Source organism: Ligilactobacillus murinus DSM 20452 = NBRC 14221 (genome assembly GCF_001591685.1).
Classification (GTDB): domain Bacteria; phylum Bacillota; class Bacilli; order Lactobacillales; family Lactobacillaceae; genus Ligilactobacillus; species Ligilactobacillus murinus.
Genome location: NZ_BCVJ01000005.1, coordinates 23,420 through 39,349 on the forward strand (window position 1 = coordinate 23,420; position 15,930 = coordinate 39,349).

The 15,930-nt window shown below is 41.0% G+C and carries 11 protein-coding genes and 1 riboswitch; of the genes, 2 read left to right on the plus strand and 9 right to left on the minus strand.

What is annotated here, in order from left to right:
- Positions 1–15 precede the first annotated feature (15 nt).
- Genes dapB through lysA form a run of 5 tightly spaced genes read right to left on the minus strand, consistent with a single transcriptional unit; the run spans position 16 to position 4,932 of the window.
- Entirely contained in the window at positions 16–795 is a 780-nt protein-coding gene (gene dapB, locus LMU01S_RS02025; protein WP_004047889.1) for a 4-hydroxy-tetrahydrodipicolinate reductase, read from the minus strand.
- Entirely contained in the window at positions 792–1,715 is a 924-nt protein-coding gene (gene dapA / locus LMU01S_RS02030; protein WP_056958406.1) for a 4-hydroxy-tetrahydrodipicolinate synthase, read from the minus strand. The genes dapB and dapA overlap by 4 nt, the downstream gene beginning before the upstream one ends.
- A complete protein-coding gene (locus LMU01S_RS02035) occupies positions 1,715–2,878 on the minus strand; it encodes an N-acetyldiaminopimelate deacetylase (RefSeq protein WP_039936002.1) in 1,164 nt (387 codons plus the stop codon). Before LMU01S_RS02035 ends, dapA begins: the two co-directional genes overlap by 1 nt.
- A gap of 5 nt (positions 2,879–2,883) precedes the next feature.
- Complete coding sequence (gene dapD / locus LMU01S_RS02040; protein WP_056958407.1) at positions 2,884–3,594, minus strand: 2,3,4,5-tetrahydropyridine-2,6-dicarboxylate N-acetyltransferase; 711 nt, start codon at positions 3,592–3,594, stop codon at positions 2,884–2,886.
- A gap of 45 nt (positions 3,595–3,639) precedes the next feature.
- Positions 3,640–4,932, minus strand: a complete 1,293-nt coding sequence (gene lysA / locus LMU01S_RS02045) for a diaminopimelate decarboxylase (RefSeq protein WP_056958410.1) — start codon at positions 4,930–4,932, stop codon at positions 3,640–3,642.
- 90 nt (positions 4,933–5,022) lie between these two features.
- A riboswitch (Lysine riboswitch) is annotated at positions 5,023–5,202 on the minus strand.
- Between the two features lie 215 nt (positions 5,203–5,417).
- On the opposite strand from lysA, the gene dapF reads away from it, so the two are divergent.
- Positions 5,418–6,410 carry a diaminopimelate epimerase gene (dapF, locus tag LMU01S_RS02050; protein ID WP_056958412.1) on the plus strand — a complete coding sequence of 331 codons (993 nt, stop codon included), beginning with the start codon at positions 5,418–5,420 and terminating at the stop codon, positions 6,408–6,410.
- A gap of 159 nt (positions 6,411–6,569) precedes the next feature.
- Here the strand turns inward: dapF and pyk are convergent, their stop codons facing one another.
- From pyk to dnaE, 3 genes are all read right to left on the minus strand, one after another.
- A complete protein-coding gene (gene pyk, locus LMU01S_RS02055) occupies positions 6,570–8,330 on the minus strand; it encodes a pyruvate kinase (protein WP_056958414.1) in 1,761 nt (586 codons plus the stop codon).
- A gap of 113 nt (positions 8,331–8,443) precedes the next feature.
- Entirely contained in the window at positions 8,444–9,406 is a 963-nt protein-coding gene (gene pfkA, locus LMU01S_RS02060; protein WP_056958415.1) for a 6-phosphofructokinase, read from the minus strand.
- A 128-nt stretch (positions 9,407–9,534) separates the two neighbouring features.
- The gene (dnaE, locus tag LMU01S_RS02065) at positions 9,535–12,840 is read right to left on the minus strand and encodes a DNA polymerase III subunit alpha (protein ID WP_056958418.1); all 3,306 of its coding nucleotides are present in this window, start codon (positions 12,838–12,840) and stop codon (positions 9,535–9,537) included.
- A gap of 208 nt (positions 12,841–13,048) precedes the next feature.
- On the opposite strand from dnaE, the gene LMU01S_RS02070 reads away from it, so the two are divergent.
- On the plus strand, positions 13,049–13,246 hold the full coding sequence (locus tag LMU01S_RS02070) for a YjzD family protein (RefSeq protein ID WP_004047900.1): 198 nt from the start codon (positions 13,049–13,051) through the stop codon (positions 13,244–13,246).
- A gap of 35 nt (positions 13,247–13,281) precedes the next feature.
- Here the strand turns inward: LMU01S_RS02070 and clpB are convergent, their stop codons facing one another.
- A complete protein-coding gene (gene clpB / locus LMU01S_RS02075) occupies positions 13,282–15,879 on the minus strand; it encodes an ATP-dependent chaperone ClpB (protein ID WP_056958420.1) in 2,598 nt (865 codons plus the stop codon).
- Positions 15,880–15,930: the final 51 nt, after the last annotated feature.

Below are 15,930 nucleotides of genomic sequence, written 5' to 3' on the forward strand. Positions count from 1 at the left end.
TACTTTACCTTCTTTTTATAAAATATTTTCTAACCCAACTACTAAACCATCTAATGCCTGAGCCTTTTTTACTGCGAGCTTTACACCGCTCATAAATGAAGCCCGATCAAATGAATCTTGGCGGATCGTCAAGGCTTCGCCGGCACCACCAAAAAGGACCTGTTCGTGAGCCACATAGCCTGGCAACCGAACTGAATGGAGCTTGATACCTTCATAATCGCCACCACGTACATGCGCCAACGTTTCAGTCTCATCAGCTACACCTTGATGATGAGGCAAGCGATTTTGTGCGATCAATTTGGCCGTCATCAAAGCCGTCCCTGAGGGTGCATCTTTTTTATTATCATGATGCATTTCAATGATCTCGACATCAGGGAAATATTTGGCTGCTTCTTTGGCAAATTTCATCAATAATACCGCTGACATTCCAAAATTAGGTGCTACCAAACCACCTAGCTGCTGTGCTAACGCTAACTGCTTAAGTTCAACTAACTCTTCATCTGTCAAGCCGGTAGTTCCTACTACGGGACACATTCCATGTTTTAAAGCAAATTTGACATTTTCAAATACAGCACTCGGAGCGGTAAAATCGATCCAAACATCTGCTCCTTGTTCGATCTGTGATAGCTCATTATAGATCTTGACTTGTTCACCAAGGCCCAAGCGTTGACGATCATTTTCTGTAGCCCCTAAAGCAAAAACTGCTACCAATTCAAAATCAGGCGTCTCATCGATCAACTTTAAGACCTGTTGGCCCATCGAACCTGAATAACCTGCAACTAAGATCTTGATCATTTTATTTCCCCCAAATCTAATGATAATCGCTTTGATAAAGCATTTTTATCTAAACCTAATCTTGATGCTAACTCTTGTTTTTGAGTAGCATTTAAAGCAAGCAACGGTAATCTAAGCCCACCAACAGCAAAACCTTGCGCATTCAACACAGCTTTGACTGGAGCAGGTGATGGATACATAAACAAAGCTTGCATCTTAGGGAGCAGCCATTGTTCCAATTTTTTAGCTCTACTTTGATCAGCCTTAGCGAATGCTTGATACATTTGTGTCATCTGTTCACCATAAATATGGGCCGCCACTGAAATAACTCCAACTGCGCCTAATTTCTTAGCTGCTAAAGCCTGAGCATCTTCACCAGTAAAGACACTAAAATCTTCATCACGCGTATTATCGATGATATATTCTAACTCAGCTAGACTGCCACATTGTTTTACTCCAGCAATATTATCCAACTTGGCTAGGTCTACGATCACTTCTTGGCTAAGTTTGACCCCAGTTCGACTGGGGATGTTATACATGATCAAGGGAAGTTCAGCTCTTTTTGCCAAATATTCAAAATGTGCTCTTATCCCAGCTTGATCTGGTTTATTGTAATAAGGGACTACCGTCAAAGCGTAATCTATTCCCGAGATCTTTGCAACTTCATTGATAAATTCTAAAGTCGCTTGGGTCGCATTAGTGCCACAACCAGCGATCACTGGGACACGCCCAGCAACTATTTGCGCAAATCTTTGGTAAAGCGTTAGTTTTTCTTGATGCGTCAAAGTCGGTGTCTCACCCGTTGTACCGCCGACTACAAAGCCTTGGGCCCCACTTTGTAACAAATATTCAGTCAATTTTTCCAATGCAGGATAATCGATCTGACCTTCAGCTGTAAATGGTGTCACGATCGCGGTTATGATCTGTGATCTTGTTAACATTAAGCATCCACTTCTTTCTCTTGTTTCATACGGGCACATAAAAATCCAGTTATTGCATTGACCCCTTTAAGGATCGCTGTTTGATCAGGTACTAGCTTATTGCTATGTAAAGCATGTACATCATTTACACCCAACCAAAACATCGTCCCAGGAAATTTTGAAAGTAAGTATCCAAAATCTTCCCCGGTCATTTTCGGCTCAGTTTCGATAAATTCAACATCTGGAGCATTTTGCATATATTCAATAAAAAAATTCGTCAATAAAGGATCATTTTCGACTGGTAGATAACCACCTTGATTTAAGTTAAGCTCGACTCTAGCACCAAAACTTTGGGCTACACCATCGCAGATCTCTCGTAACCTTTTTTGGATCAAGGTGATCATCTCTTGTGTCAGACCACGAATGGTCCCTTTGATCATCGCTTCTCCGGCGATCACATTTCTGATCGTACCGGCCCTTAATTCACCAAATGTTAAGACGCCACCCTTAGTCGGATCGACGTTGCGCGAGATGATCGTTTGAGCCTGCATGATCAAAGCACTAGCACAAACGATCATATCATTGGCTTGATGTGGATAAGCTGCATGTCCGCCTTTACCATACAAATGGATATCGACTTCAGTTGTTCCTGCAAATAAAGTTCCTAAATTACATCCGATCGCCCCAGCAGGTAGTTCAGGCGCATCATGTAAAGCATAGAATTCATCTGGACGCCATTTTCCACTAAAAACGCCCAATTCATAAGCTAATTTACCACCATTTTTACTTTCTTCAGCTGGTTGAAAGAAAAAGATCAAGTTATCTTTAGGACGAGTAGTTGCAAAATAAGCTAAAACTCCTAATGCTACTGTCATATGGATATCATGACCACAAGCATGCATCACCCCGGGATTTTTCGAACTAAACTCTAAGCCCGTTTCTTCTGTGAGGGGCAACGCATCGATATCGCACCGATAGCCGATCGTTTTTTTAGGATCACTTCCCAACACTTTGACCAATAAAGCCGTTGGTAACTCAGAGATCTCTTTTATCTCTAAGTAACTTTGATCTAATTTTGCGATCTCTTGTTGTAAATAGGCTTTCGTTTTGACTTCTTCTAATGCTAACTCTGGGATCTGATGTAATTTTTGATAGATCTTTGTCAACTTACTTTCACTTAACATTTTGCTCACAACTTTCTTAGATCATCTTCTAAACCTGTCTTTTCTTTTGTCTTATCATCAGTGTATTTAACAAATTTAGCTGGTACACCAGCAACAACACTGTAAGGTTCAACATCTTTAGTCACGATCGCACCAGCTGCCACGACTGCGCCTTTACCGACCCGGACACCTTCTAAAACGACAGCATTAGCGCCGATCAAAACATCGTCTTCAATGATCACAGGCGTTGCGGAAGCTGGTTCGACTACGCCAGCCAAAACAGTGCCGGCACCGATATGACAATTCTTACCTACGATCGCACGACCACCTAAAACAGCGCCCATATCGATCATTGAACCAGCACCGATCTCAGCCCCAATGTTGATGATCGCTCCCATCATGATGACAGCATTGTCCCCGATCAAGACTTGGTCTCTGATCAAAGCGCCGGGTTCGATCCGGGCATTGATGTCTTTTTGATCTAATAACGGTACAGCGGAATTTCGCGTTTGATTTTCGATCACATAGTCTTTGATCTTAGTTTGGTTAGTAGCTAAAAATGGTTTGACGATCTGCCAGTCACCAAATAATACGGCACTATCTGCACCTCTAAAAACTTTGATCTCATTTGGGATATCAAGGTCAGCGATTTGAGCATTCAAATAAACTTTGACTGGTGTCTTTTTGTCTGCATTTGCGATAAAATTGATAATTTCTTGTGCGTTTAATTCTGCCATCTTCTTTAATTGCTACCACTAAAAAGTAGCTTTCCTTTCTTAATTTTATTTATAAGGTAGATCCAATTTCAATAAGTCAGCGTAAGTCTCACGTTTGACTACTAACTTAGCCTGCCCATTTTCGACAAAAACGACTGCAGGACGCGGATTGCGATTGTAATTTGAGGCCATCGCATAACCGTATGCTCCCGTTGCTAACAATGCGATAATATCACCTGGTTTTGTCTTAGGTAAAGTCGCTCTATCGACCAAAATGTCACCCGATTCACAATATTTTCCAGCTAAATGCACTGTCTGAGTCACTTTAGCGTTTGGATCATTGGCCAAAACAGCCGTATACTTAGCTTGATATAAGGCAGGGCGAATATTATCTCCCATTCCACCATCAACTGCTAAATATGATAGATGGTCTGGAATATCTTTTCTTGCCCCTACTGTATATAAGTTATATCCTCCTGGTCCCGTGATCGAACGCCCTGGTTCGATCCAAATCGCTGGAAGCTCTAACTCATATTCTATAGCTTTTTGCTTTACAACCTTAATGATCTGTTCGACAAACTTTTCTGGTGCTAAAGGATCATCTTCAGCTGTATATTTGATACCAAAGCCACCACCAACGTTGATAACCTTAGTCGTATAACCGTATTTTTGTTTCCAAGAATGAGCCACTTCCATCAACTTTTGGCCCACCAGCTCAAAGCCACCTAATTCAAAGATCTGGGACCCAATATGGGCATGGAGTCCTAAAACTGTGATCTGTGGATCAGCCAGTAACTGAGTCAAAGCTTTGTCAGCTTGACCTGAAGCTAGATCAAATCCAAATTTACTATCAGTCTGGCCAGTTTGATCGTATTCATGGGTATGTGCTGAAATACCAGGCGTCACACGCAAGATGACTTTAGTTTTAGCATTTTGCTCCCGTAAAACTCTTTGTAAAAGGTCGATCTCATAAAAATTATCCACGATGATCACACCAACGCCTGCTTTGATCGCAAATTCAAGTTCAGCGATCGATTTATTATTTCCATGGAAACTGATCTTTTCAGCGGGAAAACCCGCTTTTAAGGCAGTTGCTAATTCACCACCAGACACAACGTCTGTATGACAATCCAATTCATTGATCACCTGATAGATCGCTACTGCACAAAATGCTTTACTAGCATAGCTGACTTCATATTCAACAGCTTGTTCTTCAAAAACTCGTTTAAATTTAGTGATCTGCTCCTTGATCAAAGCCACATCATACACGACTAATGGAGTTTGATATCGATGTGCTAAGCTGACTGCATCTACACCGCCGATCGTTAAATGACCAGCTTTATTCGTTGGTAACATCATAAGCTTTCCTCCAAAATAAATTGCACAAAAAAAGATCTTTTTAGTCCTATCGCCTAAAAAGATCTTGCTGGAATAATTGCAAAATTCTGTTTGATCGATAGCACTCCGCAAAGTTTAGTTTGCGACAGTCTGTGATCTCTTAAACCACAGCCCAGCATCAAGCGTCTATAAACACCTAAAGCTTCGGCAACTTCCCCTTTTTAGAACCATTCAAACACTGTTATAGCAGCTAAGGGTCTTTACTCATGTCAGTTGCGCCTCTTCGATTTAACATAATATTATAATTTTTAATGTGATACGTCAAGGAATTTTAATATTATTTTTTTGAAAATCCACTTTTTTATAAAAAATCTAGAATTTTATACTTGTTATTAATTAAAAAATGATACAATTCAGTTATCGAAAAATTAAAGCGAGATCACCCCTCACCATATGAGATGAGGTAAAATGTCCCCTTATTCGCTTAAAAAATTGGAGGAGTATTCATGATAAATTTAAAAAAAGTCCATGGATCACAGAATAGTTTTTTTATCTTAGATCAAACATTACTAACTACACCTTTGACTGAACAAGAATTGGTCACATTGACCAAAACACTCACAGATAAAGCTACCGGTATCTTAGGGGGCGCTGATGGCATCTTAGTCGTTCAAAAGAGTTCCACTCCCAATACGGTGGCACAAATGCGGGTTATCAATGCTGATGGTAGCGAAGCATCGATGTGTGGCAATGGTCTTCGCACAGTTGCACGTTATTTGGCCGAAAAACACGCGCTGACCTCTTTTAAAGTCCAGACTCGCCAAAGCGACTTAGAAGTTCAAAAGCAGGCTGAACTAGCCCCTAATGTTCCTGCATTTGGTGTTGAGATCTCACCTGTTCATTTTGAGAAGCGCTACCTCCCCTTTGATAACTTAGGAGCTGAGCAGATCATCGACCGTCCCTTAGTGGAATTTGAACCTCAGAAAAAATTACACTTTACGATCATGGCTGTACCTAATCCCCACTTGATCAGTTTCGTACCCGATATTGAGAAAGCCGGAACATTTTTAGGCGAGTTGGGTGCTAAATTAAATACTCTAAATCCTTATTTCCCAGATGGCGTCAATGTCAACTTTGCTCAGATCCTAGGTCCAAACAAACTATTTGTGCGTACTTATGAACGGGGCGTAGGTTTTACTAATGCTTGTGGGACTGGAATGTCAGCTACAAGTTTAGCCTTTTATCTCAGTCATCCTGAGCAATGTGATCTCACACAAGAGATCACAGTCTTCAATCCTGGGGGAATGGTCAAAACTAAAGTGCAACAATTGGATGATCAGTTTAAGATCCAGTTGATCGGTAATGCAACTTTCACTCACGATATTTTAGTTGCTGAAAAACACTTGCACCACAACACAGTTACTCCTGATGTTTGCCAGATCCAAGCGACTGGTGAACAGGAAGCTTACTTAAAATTTATTCAACATCTAAATGCCTAATAAAAATAGACGCTATACTTTTTACTGTGTAATGATATTATTCATTACGCAGTTTTTTTGATCTATCATTAAAAAAGTATCTGTATACACAAAAAAAGGCCCACCTCAAACGAAGCGGGCCCGATAACTAGTTATTTATTATAAATTTAAGCGTTCGGCTTAAAGTGCGTTTGATGCACCGTGGTAAACAATACCACGACGAGAATCAACTGTTACAACTTCACCGTCAGCGATCAATTCAGTTGCGTTTGCAGCACCAACAACAACAGGAATACCCATTGAGATACCAACAACAGCAGCATGTGATGTTAAACCACCGTTTTCAACGATCAAAGCAGATGCTTTTTCGATAGCTGGTAAGTAGTCTTTGTCAGTTGTCTTTGTTACAAGAACTGCACCTTCAACGGCTTTTTCGTTAGCTTCAGCAGCAGATGTAGCTACAACAGCTTTACCGATAACAGTTTCGTCACCAACACCTTGACCTTCAACTAATTTAGAACCGATCAATTGGATCTTCATAACATTAGTTGTACCCTTTTCACCAACTGGAACACCAGCTGTGATCAAGATCAAATCGCCTTCCTTAGCAAAGCCAGCTTCTTTAGCTTTTTCTGTTGCTAAGTTGAACATTTCATCTGTTGAAGCTGGTGTTTCAGCAACAACAGGGAAGACACCCCAGTTTACAGACAAACCACGGCGTGTACGTTCGTCAAATGTAACTGCCAAGATATCAGCATCTGGACGATACTTGGAGATCATACGAGCTGTGTGACCAGATTTTGTAGCAGCAACGATCGTCTTGATGTTCAAGTTGTCAGCTGCTTCAGCAACGGCACGGCCGATTGCTTCTGTAACGTCTGTCTTGTCAAATTCGTTCAATGAGAATGACTTGTGTTGACGTAATGCATTTTCAGCTTTAACGTCGATACGAGCCATTGTTGCAACAGCTTCAACTGGGTAGTCACCGTTTGCAGATTCACCAGAAAGCATTGTTGCATCTGTACCGTCAAACACAGCGTTAGCAACGTCAGAAGCTTCAGCACGCGTAGGACGTGGATTTTCTTGCATAGAATCAAGCATTTGTGTAGCTGTGATAACAGCTTTACCAGCAGCGTTACACTTCTTGATCAATGATTTTTGTACCAAAGGAACATTTTCTGCTGGGATTTCAACACCCATGTCACCACGAGCGATCATCAAACCATCAGAAACTTTCAAGATTTCATCAAAGTTATCGATACCTTCTTGAGATTCGATCTTAGGGAAGATTTGAACATGTTCCATGTTCTTTTCTTCTAATAATTCACGAATATCTAAAACGTCTTGAGGCTTACGTACGAAGGAAGCAGCGATAAAGTTGATTTCGTTATCTAAACCAAAGCGGATATCGTCAGCATCTTTTTCTGTAATACCAGGTAAGTTGATGGAAACACCAGGAGCGTTAACACCTTTACGTGAACCAAGTGTACCTTCGTTAAGAACTGTACATACTAATTCACGGTTAGCTTCGTCTTTCTTTTCGATCTTCATGTCGATCAAACCATCGTCAAATAATACGTGGCCACCTTCATGAACATCATCGTATAAGTCAGCATAAGTAACAGCGATCTTTTCTTTTGTACCTTCGATAGAAGAATCCATAGAAATACGAACTTCATCGCCGATGTTGAAGTGAAGCTTGCCACCTTGTTGAACAGTTGTACGGATTTCAGCACCCTTTGTATCAAGCATGATACCAACCATCTTACCAGTAACCTTTTCAGCTTCACGCACAAGGTTCATACGGCCTAAATGTTCTTCATGGTCACCATGAGAGAAGTTGAAGCGGAAGACGTTAGCGCCTGCTTCGATCAATTTGCAAATTGTATCTAAATCTGAACTAGCTGGTCCAAGTGTACTTACGATCTTGGTCTTTTTCATGAGTTAATTCTCTCCTTTGAAAATCTTAAATGCTCTGCATTTTACGTTGAAATATCAAAAGTTTAAACAGTTGCCTGTTAAGGTAGTTTCAACTCTACCTATAAATTGCTACTTTAGAAGCTCAAACGTTCGTTCAAGTCAAGCAATGACACGTCTGTCACATGCTTGTGGTTTTCTAAAGTATCGATGATATCAGTTGCAACAAGTTGGTTGTCGCGAATACCAATAGCTAAACCGCCCTTGCCTTCAAGCAATAAACGGACAGCATAATCACCGAAGCGACTAGCTAACACGCGGTCTTTAGCAGTTGGTACGCCACCACGTTGAACGTGGCCTAAAGTAATTGCACGACTGTCAAATTCACCATGCTTGTCAAGTTCTTCTTTGAAGTCTTTAGCAGACATTACACCTTCAGCTAAGACGATCAAGCCGTGGTCTTTACCTTGTTCACGGTTCTTAGTCAACTTATCAGCAATTGCTTTGACGTCATAATCGCGTTCTGGAATAACGATTGCATCTGCTCCGGCTGCGATCCCAGACCATAATGCAATATCCCCAGCGCCACGACCCATAACTTCAACAACAAAGACACGTTGGTGTGATGTTGCTGTATCGTTGATACGATCTAAAGCATCAGTTGCTACGTTGACAGCTGTATCAAAACCGATCGTGAAATCAGTTCCTGGAATGTCGTTATCGATCGTTCCTGGAACACCGATCGAGTTAAAGCCATGCTTTGTAAGTTTCAAAGCACCGTGGTAAGAACCGTCGCCACCAATAACAACTAAAGCATCGATCCCAAACTTTTTAAGTTGTTCGATCGCTTTTAATTGTACTTCTTCTTCTGCAAATTCTGGGAAACGTGCAGAGTAAAGAATGGTGCCACCACGATTGATGATACCGTCCAATTGGGAAGATTCCATCTTGAAAATGTTACCTTCAACAAGACCCTTGTAGCCATAGTTGACACCATAGGCTTCAAGGCCCGCATTCATAGCGGAACGAGCAATCGCACGTACAGCAGCGTTCATCCCGGAGGCATCGCCACCGCTTGTTAAAATACCAATGCGTTTCATTTCTTCACCTCAAGTAATAATTGTAGTACTACATTCTCCAAATGTAATCTTATCACTTTTGAGCGCCGTTGTCTTGTAAAAAATTGCATTTTCACCAATAATTTAAAAGCAGTTTTCATGAATTTTCATTACTTCAAAACGACATTTTTGCTACCTAATAAGGTTGTTAGCGCTTCTTTTGTACTTTCATCTGGACGTAACCATAAATTTTCTTGCAAAATTATTTTCCTATTCTCATTTTCTTCGATTATGATTACAGGAACATCACCGTGATGGGCGCGCAAGATCTGCCAAAGTTGCTGGCGTGTTTTCTCAGCTAGTGACCTTTCTAAACGTAAATAGTAGTATTGCTTTTTGATGTCAGTTGCAGCAACCATATCTGAAACTAAGATACTCTTTCTTTCATTGCGCACCTCAACTTTTCCACTTACTAATAAGATATTTTGTGGCTCACATAAAGTAGCAAAACGCCGATATTCCCGTGGAAAGATCACCAATTCAGTTTCACCACTTTCATCAGCAACTTGTAAAAAGGCCATCTGCTCGCCTTTTTTAGTTCGGATCACGCGCTTATTTTTAACGTAAACGACCGTCTTGATATTTTCATTTGGTATAAGTTTTGCTAATAGTTTTGCATGTTGCCTTTGACGTAGCCAAGCATATTTTTCGACTGGATGTCCCGATAGATACGTCCCTAAGTAATAAAATTCCTTTTCTAAAAGCTCAGCCGTTGAGAGCTTTTCAGCCGACTTTTCTTCTTTAGGCGCTAACATCTCAAACAAAGTCTGATTTTCGCCACTTAAAGCGATATTACTCAACACCATCGGTAATTGTGATAATAGCTTGCTTCGATCTGACTCTATTTGATCAAGGGCTCCAGCATAGATCAAAGCTTTTAGTTGTTCTTCTTTTAAGAGCTTTTTATCTAAACGCCGAATAAGATCGGCCAAGCTCTTGAAATTACCGTTTTGTCGGCGCTCTTGTAAGATCGCTTTGACCAGATCACCGCGTAAAGTTTTGATCGATCCTAGGCCAAAGACGACCTTTTTGTTCTTAAGTGAAAAATAGAGCTGACTGGTGTTGATATCTGGACCAGCAACTTGTAACTTGAACTGGCGCATCTCACCTAGATATTCTTTTAACTTATTATCATTTCCGATCACCGAATTCAATAAAGCAGCAAAAAAAGCAGCTGGATAATGGCTCTTAAGATAGGCTAACTCAAACGCCATTTTAGAATATGCAACTGCGTGTGAGCGGTTGAAACCGTAATTACCAAAGCGTTTCATATACTCATAGACCTCTAGCGCACTAGCGACCGTATATCCTTTTTTCTCAGCTCCCATAACAAACCGCGCTTGCAATTTATCGATCTTCAATTGATCTTTTTTGCTGATCGCTCGCCGCAAGAGATCAGCTTCACCTAAACTAAAGCCTCCCATCGCTGAAGCAACTTGCATGACTTGTTCTTGGTAGACCATGATCCCATAAGTTTTAGCTAGGATCGGTCTTAAACTTTTTTCTGGATAGCTAACAGGATGCTTTCCATGTTTACGCGCAATAAATTCATCGATATTTCCGATCGGTCCTGGACGATATAAAGCATTGACCGCAGCAACATCTTCAAATGAAGTTGGATGTAGACGCCGTAAAACATTTTTGATCCCCGTCGATTCAAATTGAAAGACGCCATTTGTCTGTCCCGCTTGAAAGAGGCGTAAAGTCAAAGGATCATCTAAAGAGAGCTGTTTTAGGTCTAATTTTTCTTGGTAACCGTTACGGACAAATTTAAGTGCATTATCTAAGATCGTCAAATTCCGTAAGCCTAAAAAGTCGATCTTCAATAGACCAGCTTCTTCAACTTGGTCCTTAGCAAACTGTGATAACAAGATCTGATCAGTCCCTAATTGAACTGGGATCAAGTCGCTCAAGACCTCATCACTTAAGATCACCCCTGCGGCATGCGTCGAATAATGTCGCGGTAGTCCCTCTAATTTAAGCGCTGTTTTGAACAACACTTCGTTTCTTTGACTATCAGCGATCAAATTTTTGACCTTTTGCGATTCCTGATAGGCCTCTTTTAAGGTCAATTTAAATTTATGAGGCAATGCTTTTGACCATTCATCGATCTCAAAGCTCGTCAACCCCATAACTCGAGCAACATCGCGGATCGCTTGGCGTGCCCCCAAAGTTCCAAAGGTTATGATCTGAGCCATATGTTCATGCCCGTACTTTTGGTGAACATATTTGATGATCCGATCACGTTTAGCATCTGGAATATCCAGATCGATATCGGGCATTTGGGCTCGTTCTGGATTTAAGAAACGTTCAAATAACAAGCCATACCGTAAAGGGTCGACATCGGTTATCTTTAAAACATATGAAACTAACGATCCAGCTGCTGAGCCTCGCCCTGGGCCGATCCGGATCTGGTTGTTGTGCGCATAATTAGTTACATCCCAAACGATCAAAAAATAATCATCAAAGCCCATCTCATCGATCACGGCTAATTCTTGCTTCAACCGGTCAAAATACGGCTTGGTCTCGGTTATTTGATCAGCTATTAATCGTTGCCGCAACCCTTCTTGACAAAGTTTTTGTAAATAGGCTTTAGCACTTAGCCCATTAGGCGTCTTAAAGTGAGGCAATTTAGTCTTGGGAAAAGCTAGTGTCACTTGTGCCAGATCACACAGCCTGGCATTTTCATCTAATGCTTTTTTTAAACCCAAATTCTGATATTCTTCATGATATTGCCGGATCTCTTTGAGATAGTTTTTGCCTAAAGTGTTTTTCTTATTCCATCCCCCACCTAACTTCTCTGCTTTGCCGATCGCTCGCAAAACTTTGACTTCAAAATAATCAGCTGGTTCTAAATAATGAACTGCACTGGCAGCGATCAATGCTGTCTGCGTTTGTTGAGCTAATAATTTGATCGCTAATAATTCTTGTTTAGATAAGAGTGGATCGATCCCTAAGTAGATCCCAGCAGTCTTAGTTTGTTTCAAACGCTCTAAGATCGCACCCGCTTGTTCGTAGTATTTTAATAATAGGCTTTCCTTAGCTGGTGAAATGATAAAGAGGTCTTGACTATAGGTCATGACCGCTTTTAAAAATTCTTCTAGATCTGGAAGTTCTTGCTTGAACGTTGTCATTTTTAGCGAAGACAATTTGAGTAAATTGTGGTAGCCCGTGTTATTTTTGGCGATCAATAACAGTTTCGCATCACTTTCAAATTCTAATGTCAAGCCAAAGATCGGCTTGATCTGGTATTTTTGACAGGCATGATAAAAATCTAAAACACCATACATCACATCGATATCGCTTAAAACTAAACTTTGGTATCCTAGATCGGCAGCACGTTTGACATAATCTTCAATACGCAAAGTGCTCTTTAACAAACTATTAGCACTGATAACTTGTAATGGTGCAAACAAAACGACCGCCACCTTTCTAAATAAAAGTCTTTGTCTTAATTATACAAATTTGTCCGTATCTTTTCAAAAATACGTTCGCCTTTTTATCATAGTACGGAAAATACCGGATAGATAACTGCGACAGTCTACTAAAATTGCCCCTAGTCATTCGTTGTAAATTAAAATTCTTTGTGCTAAACTACTTAATGAGAATGCGAGGTGTTGTCAAATGGCAAAACAACTTACAATTCTTTTTTGGGGCTTTATCTATGGTGAAGTTATCGGCTATGTGCTTTCTGCACTTTCCGGTAGTCCCTTTGAACCACTTCAAAGTGGGCTGATCGCAATGGTCGGTGGCTTTATCGCCGTAAATTGCCTACTCGCTTTTGTTAAAAGCCCAAAAAAGGCAACAAAAACTGATAAGTAATAAAAACCGAGACTAGTTGTAGCCTCGGTTTTTTGTTATTCAATAACTGTCTTATTAAAGACTAAGTTTTCATCCCTTAGATCGATCTCAACTTTACTGTGGGGCAAGATCTCACCTGAAATGATCTCACGTGCCAATGGTGTTTCGACTTGGTTAGTGATGAAGCGTTGAAGTGGGCGGGCTCCATAGGCAGGATCATACCCTTTTTGAGCCAACCATTGCCGCGCACTATCACTGATCGTCAAGCTGATCTCTTGTTCTTCAAGGCGGTTTGATAGTTGCGCAATGAATTTATCCACGATCTTTCCAATAGCATTTAGCGATAATGGTGAGAACATGATGATATCATCGATCCGGTTGAGAAATTCTGGCTTAAAGTGGGCTTTAGCAACATCCAATACTTGTTTTTTAGCCTCAGGTGAGATCTTATCGTCAGCTTCGAGATCATTTAACAAGATCTCTGAACCTAAGTTAGATGTTAAGATCAAGATCGTATTTCTAAAATCGACCGTTCGCCCTTGTCCATCAGTCAAACGACCATCATCTAAGACTTGTAACAAGATATTAAAGACATCCGGATGAGCTTTTTCGATCTCATCGAATAATACGATCGTGTATGGATTACGGCGAACCGCTTCGGTCAATTGTCCCCCTTCTTCATAGCCAATATACCCTGGAGCAGCTCCGACCAAGCGGGAAACATTAGCTTTTTCCATGTATTCTGACATATCGATCCGAACCATATGCTTATCGGAATCAAAGAGATCTTCGGCTAAGGCTTTAGCTAATTCAGTTTTACCGACCCCAGTTGGTCCTAAAAACATAAATGAGCCCAATGGTTTAGATGGATCTTGCAACCCAGCCCGGGAACGTAAGACCGCATTTGAGACTGCATCGACCGCTTCATCTTGACCGATCACGCGCTTATGCAGATTTTCGGCTAAATGTAAGAGCTTTTGCCGTTCACCTTGAACTAATTTAGCTACAGGCACACCTGTTAAGCGACTGACGACTGAAGCGATCTCTTCTTCGGTCACTGATTCTTCGACTAACCAATTATCAGGGCGCTTTACTTGTTCTAGTTTGGCCAATTGTTTCTCCAATTCTGGGATCACAGCATGTTGCAATTTAGCAGCTTTTTCAAGGTCATAGTTATTTTCTGCTTCTTCTAGTTCATGCTTAGCCTGATCAAGTTCTGATTTTTTATCACTTATCTTTTGGACGTCTTCTTTTTCACTTTCCCAACGCATTTTTAACTGGTTAGCTTTCTCACGCGACTCAGCTAACTCACTTTGCATTTCAGCTAAGCGTTTCTTAGAAGCGGGATCAGATTCTTTTTTCAAGGCCGCTTCTTCGACTTCTTGACGCATCAATTGTCGCGTGATCTGATCGAGTTCGGTCGGCATCGAATTCATTTCTACTCTGATCTCAGCACAAGCTTCATCGACTAGATCGATCGCTTTATCTGGTAAGAAACGATCGGTGATGTAGCGATCAGATAAAGTCGCTGCTGCCACTAAGGCACTATCATGGATCGAAACACCGTGGTGGATCTCATAGCGTTCCTTTAGTCCACGTAAGATTGAGATCGTGTCTTCAACGGTCGGTTCTTTGACCAAAACTTTTTGGAAACGACGCTCTAAGGCTTTATCTTTTTCCAAATACTCACGATATTCGTCTAAAGTCGTCGCTCCGATCAAATGCAATTCGCCTCGAGCAAGCATTGGTTTTAACAGATTACCAGCATCCATACTGCCTTCTGTCTTCCCTGCCCCAACGATATTATGGATCTCATCGATAAATAAAATGATCTGTCCTTGACTTTTGGTAACAGCTTTTAAAACAGCTTTCAAGCGTTCTTCAAATTCGCCCCGGTATTTAGCGCCTGCGATCAAAGAGCCCATATCTAAAGAAAAGATCGTCTTATCTTTTAGGTTATCAGGTACGTCTTTTCTGACGATCCGTTGCGCCAGACCTTCAATGATCGCAGTTTTACCGACCCCTGGCTCCCCGATCAAGACCGGATTATTTTTCGTCTTGCGTGATAAGATCCTGATCACATCACGGATCTCTTCATCCCGGCCGATGATCGGATCTTGTTTACCTTGGCGTACTTGTTTAACTAAGTCGACCCCATATTTTTCCAAAGCTTGATATTGTTCTTCTTGATTTTTAGAAGTCACCCGCTCACCAGCTCGCATCTTAGTGATGGTCTGTTGTAGCTTAGTAACAGTAACACCATGCTCGGTCAACCACCGTACTAATGGATCATAGGTCTGTTTCATCAAAGCCAAGACCAAAGTATCCAAAGAGATGTATTCATCGCCAAATTCTTGCTTGATCTCATCAGCATCACGCAATAGCTGCAATAACTTTGTGCTAAATGCTTGACCATATTGGACACTGCCAGAAATGACTGGTAATTGTTCTAAGACACGGTCGATCTCTTGTTCAAAGTTTTTAAGGTCGACCCCGGCTTTTTTATAGATCTCACCAACAAGTTCACCTGGTTGCACTAAAAATTTAAAGAGGTGAACAATATCGATCTCTTGTTGTTTACGCGTGATCGCGATCTGTTGAGCTTCACCCAATGCGGCTTGAACTGCTGAAGTCAAATTATCCTCATTATTCATCTTTAACTACCCCATTTCACAAATAAGCGCGACTTACTTGTCACGCTTTAA

Bases quoted from the DNA above. Each gene is read 5' to 3' on its own strand.
- dapD (WP_056958407.1), bottom strand. From the start codon at position 3,594: ATGGCAGAATTAAACGCACAAGAAATTATCAATTTTATCGCAAATGCA.
- dapA (WP_056958406.1), bottom strand. From the start codon at position 1,715: ATGTTAACAAGATCACAGATCATAACCGCGATCGTGACACCATTTACA.
- clpB (WP_056958420.1), bottom strand. From the start codon at position 15,879: ATGAATAATGAGGATAATTTGACTTCAGCAGTTCAAGCCGCATTGGGT.
- pfkA (WP_056958415.1), bottom strand. From the start codon at position 9,406: ATGAAACGCATTGGTATTTTAACAAGCGGTGGCGATGCCTCCGGGATG.
- pyk (WP_056958414.1), bottom strand. From the start codon at position 8,330: ATGAAAAAGACCAAGATCGTAAGTACACTTGGACCAGCTAGTTCAGAT.
- dapB (WP_004047889.1), bottom strand. From the start codon at position 795: ATGATCAAGATCTTAGTTGCAGGTTATTCAGGTTCGATGGGCCAACAG.
- LMU01S_RS02035 (WP_039936002.1), bottom strand. From the start codon at position 2,878: ATGTTAAGTGAAAGTAAGTTGACAAAGATCTATCAAAAATTACATCAG.
- LMU01S_RS02070 (WP_004047900.1), top strand. From the start codon at position 13,049: ATGGCAAAACAACTTACAATTCTTTTTTGGGGCTTTATCTATGGTGAA.
- lysA (WP_056958410.1), bottom strand. From the start codon at position 4,932: ATGATGTTACCAACGAATAAAGCTGGTCATTTAACGATCGGCGGTGTA.
- dapF (WP_056958412.1), top strand. From the start codon at position 5,418: ATGATAAATTTAAAAAAAGTCCATGGATCACAGAATAGTTTTTTTATC.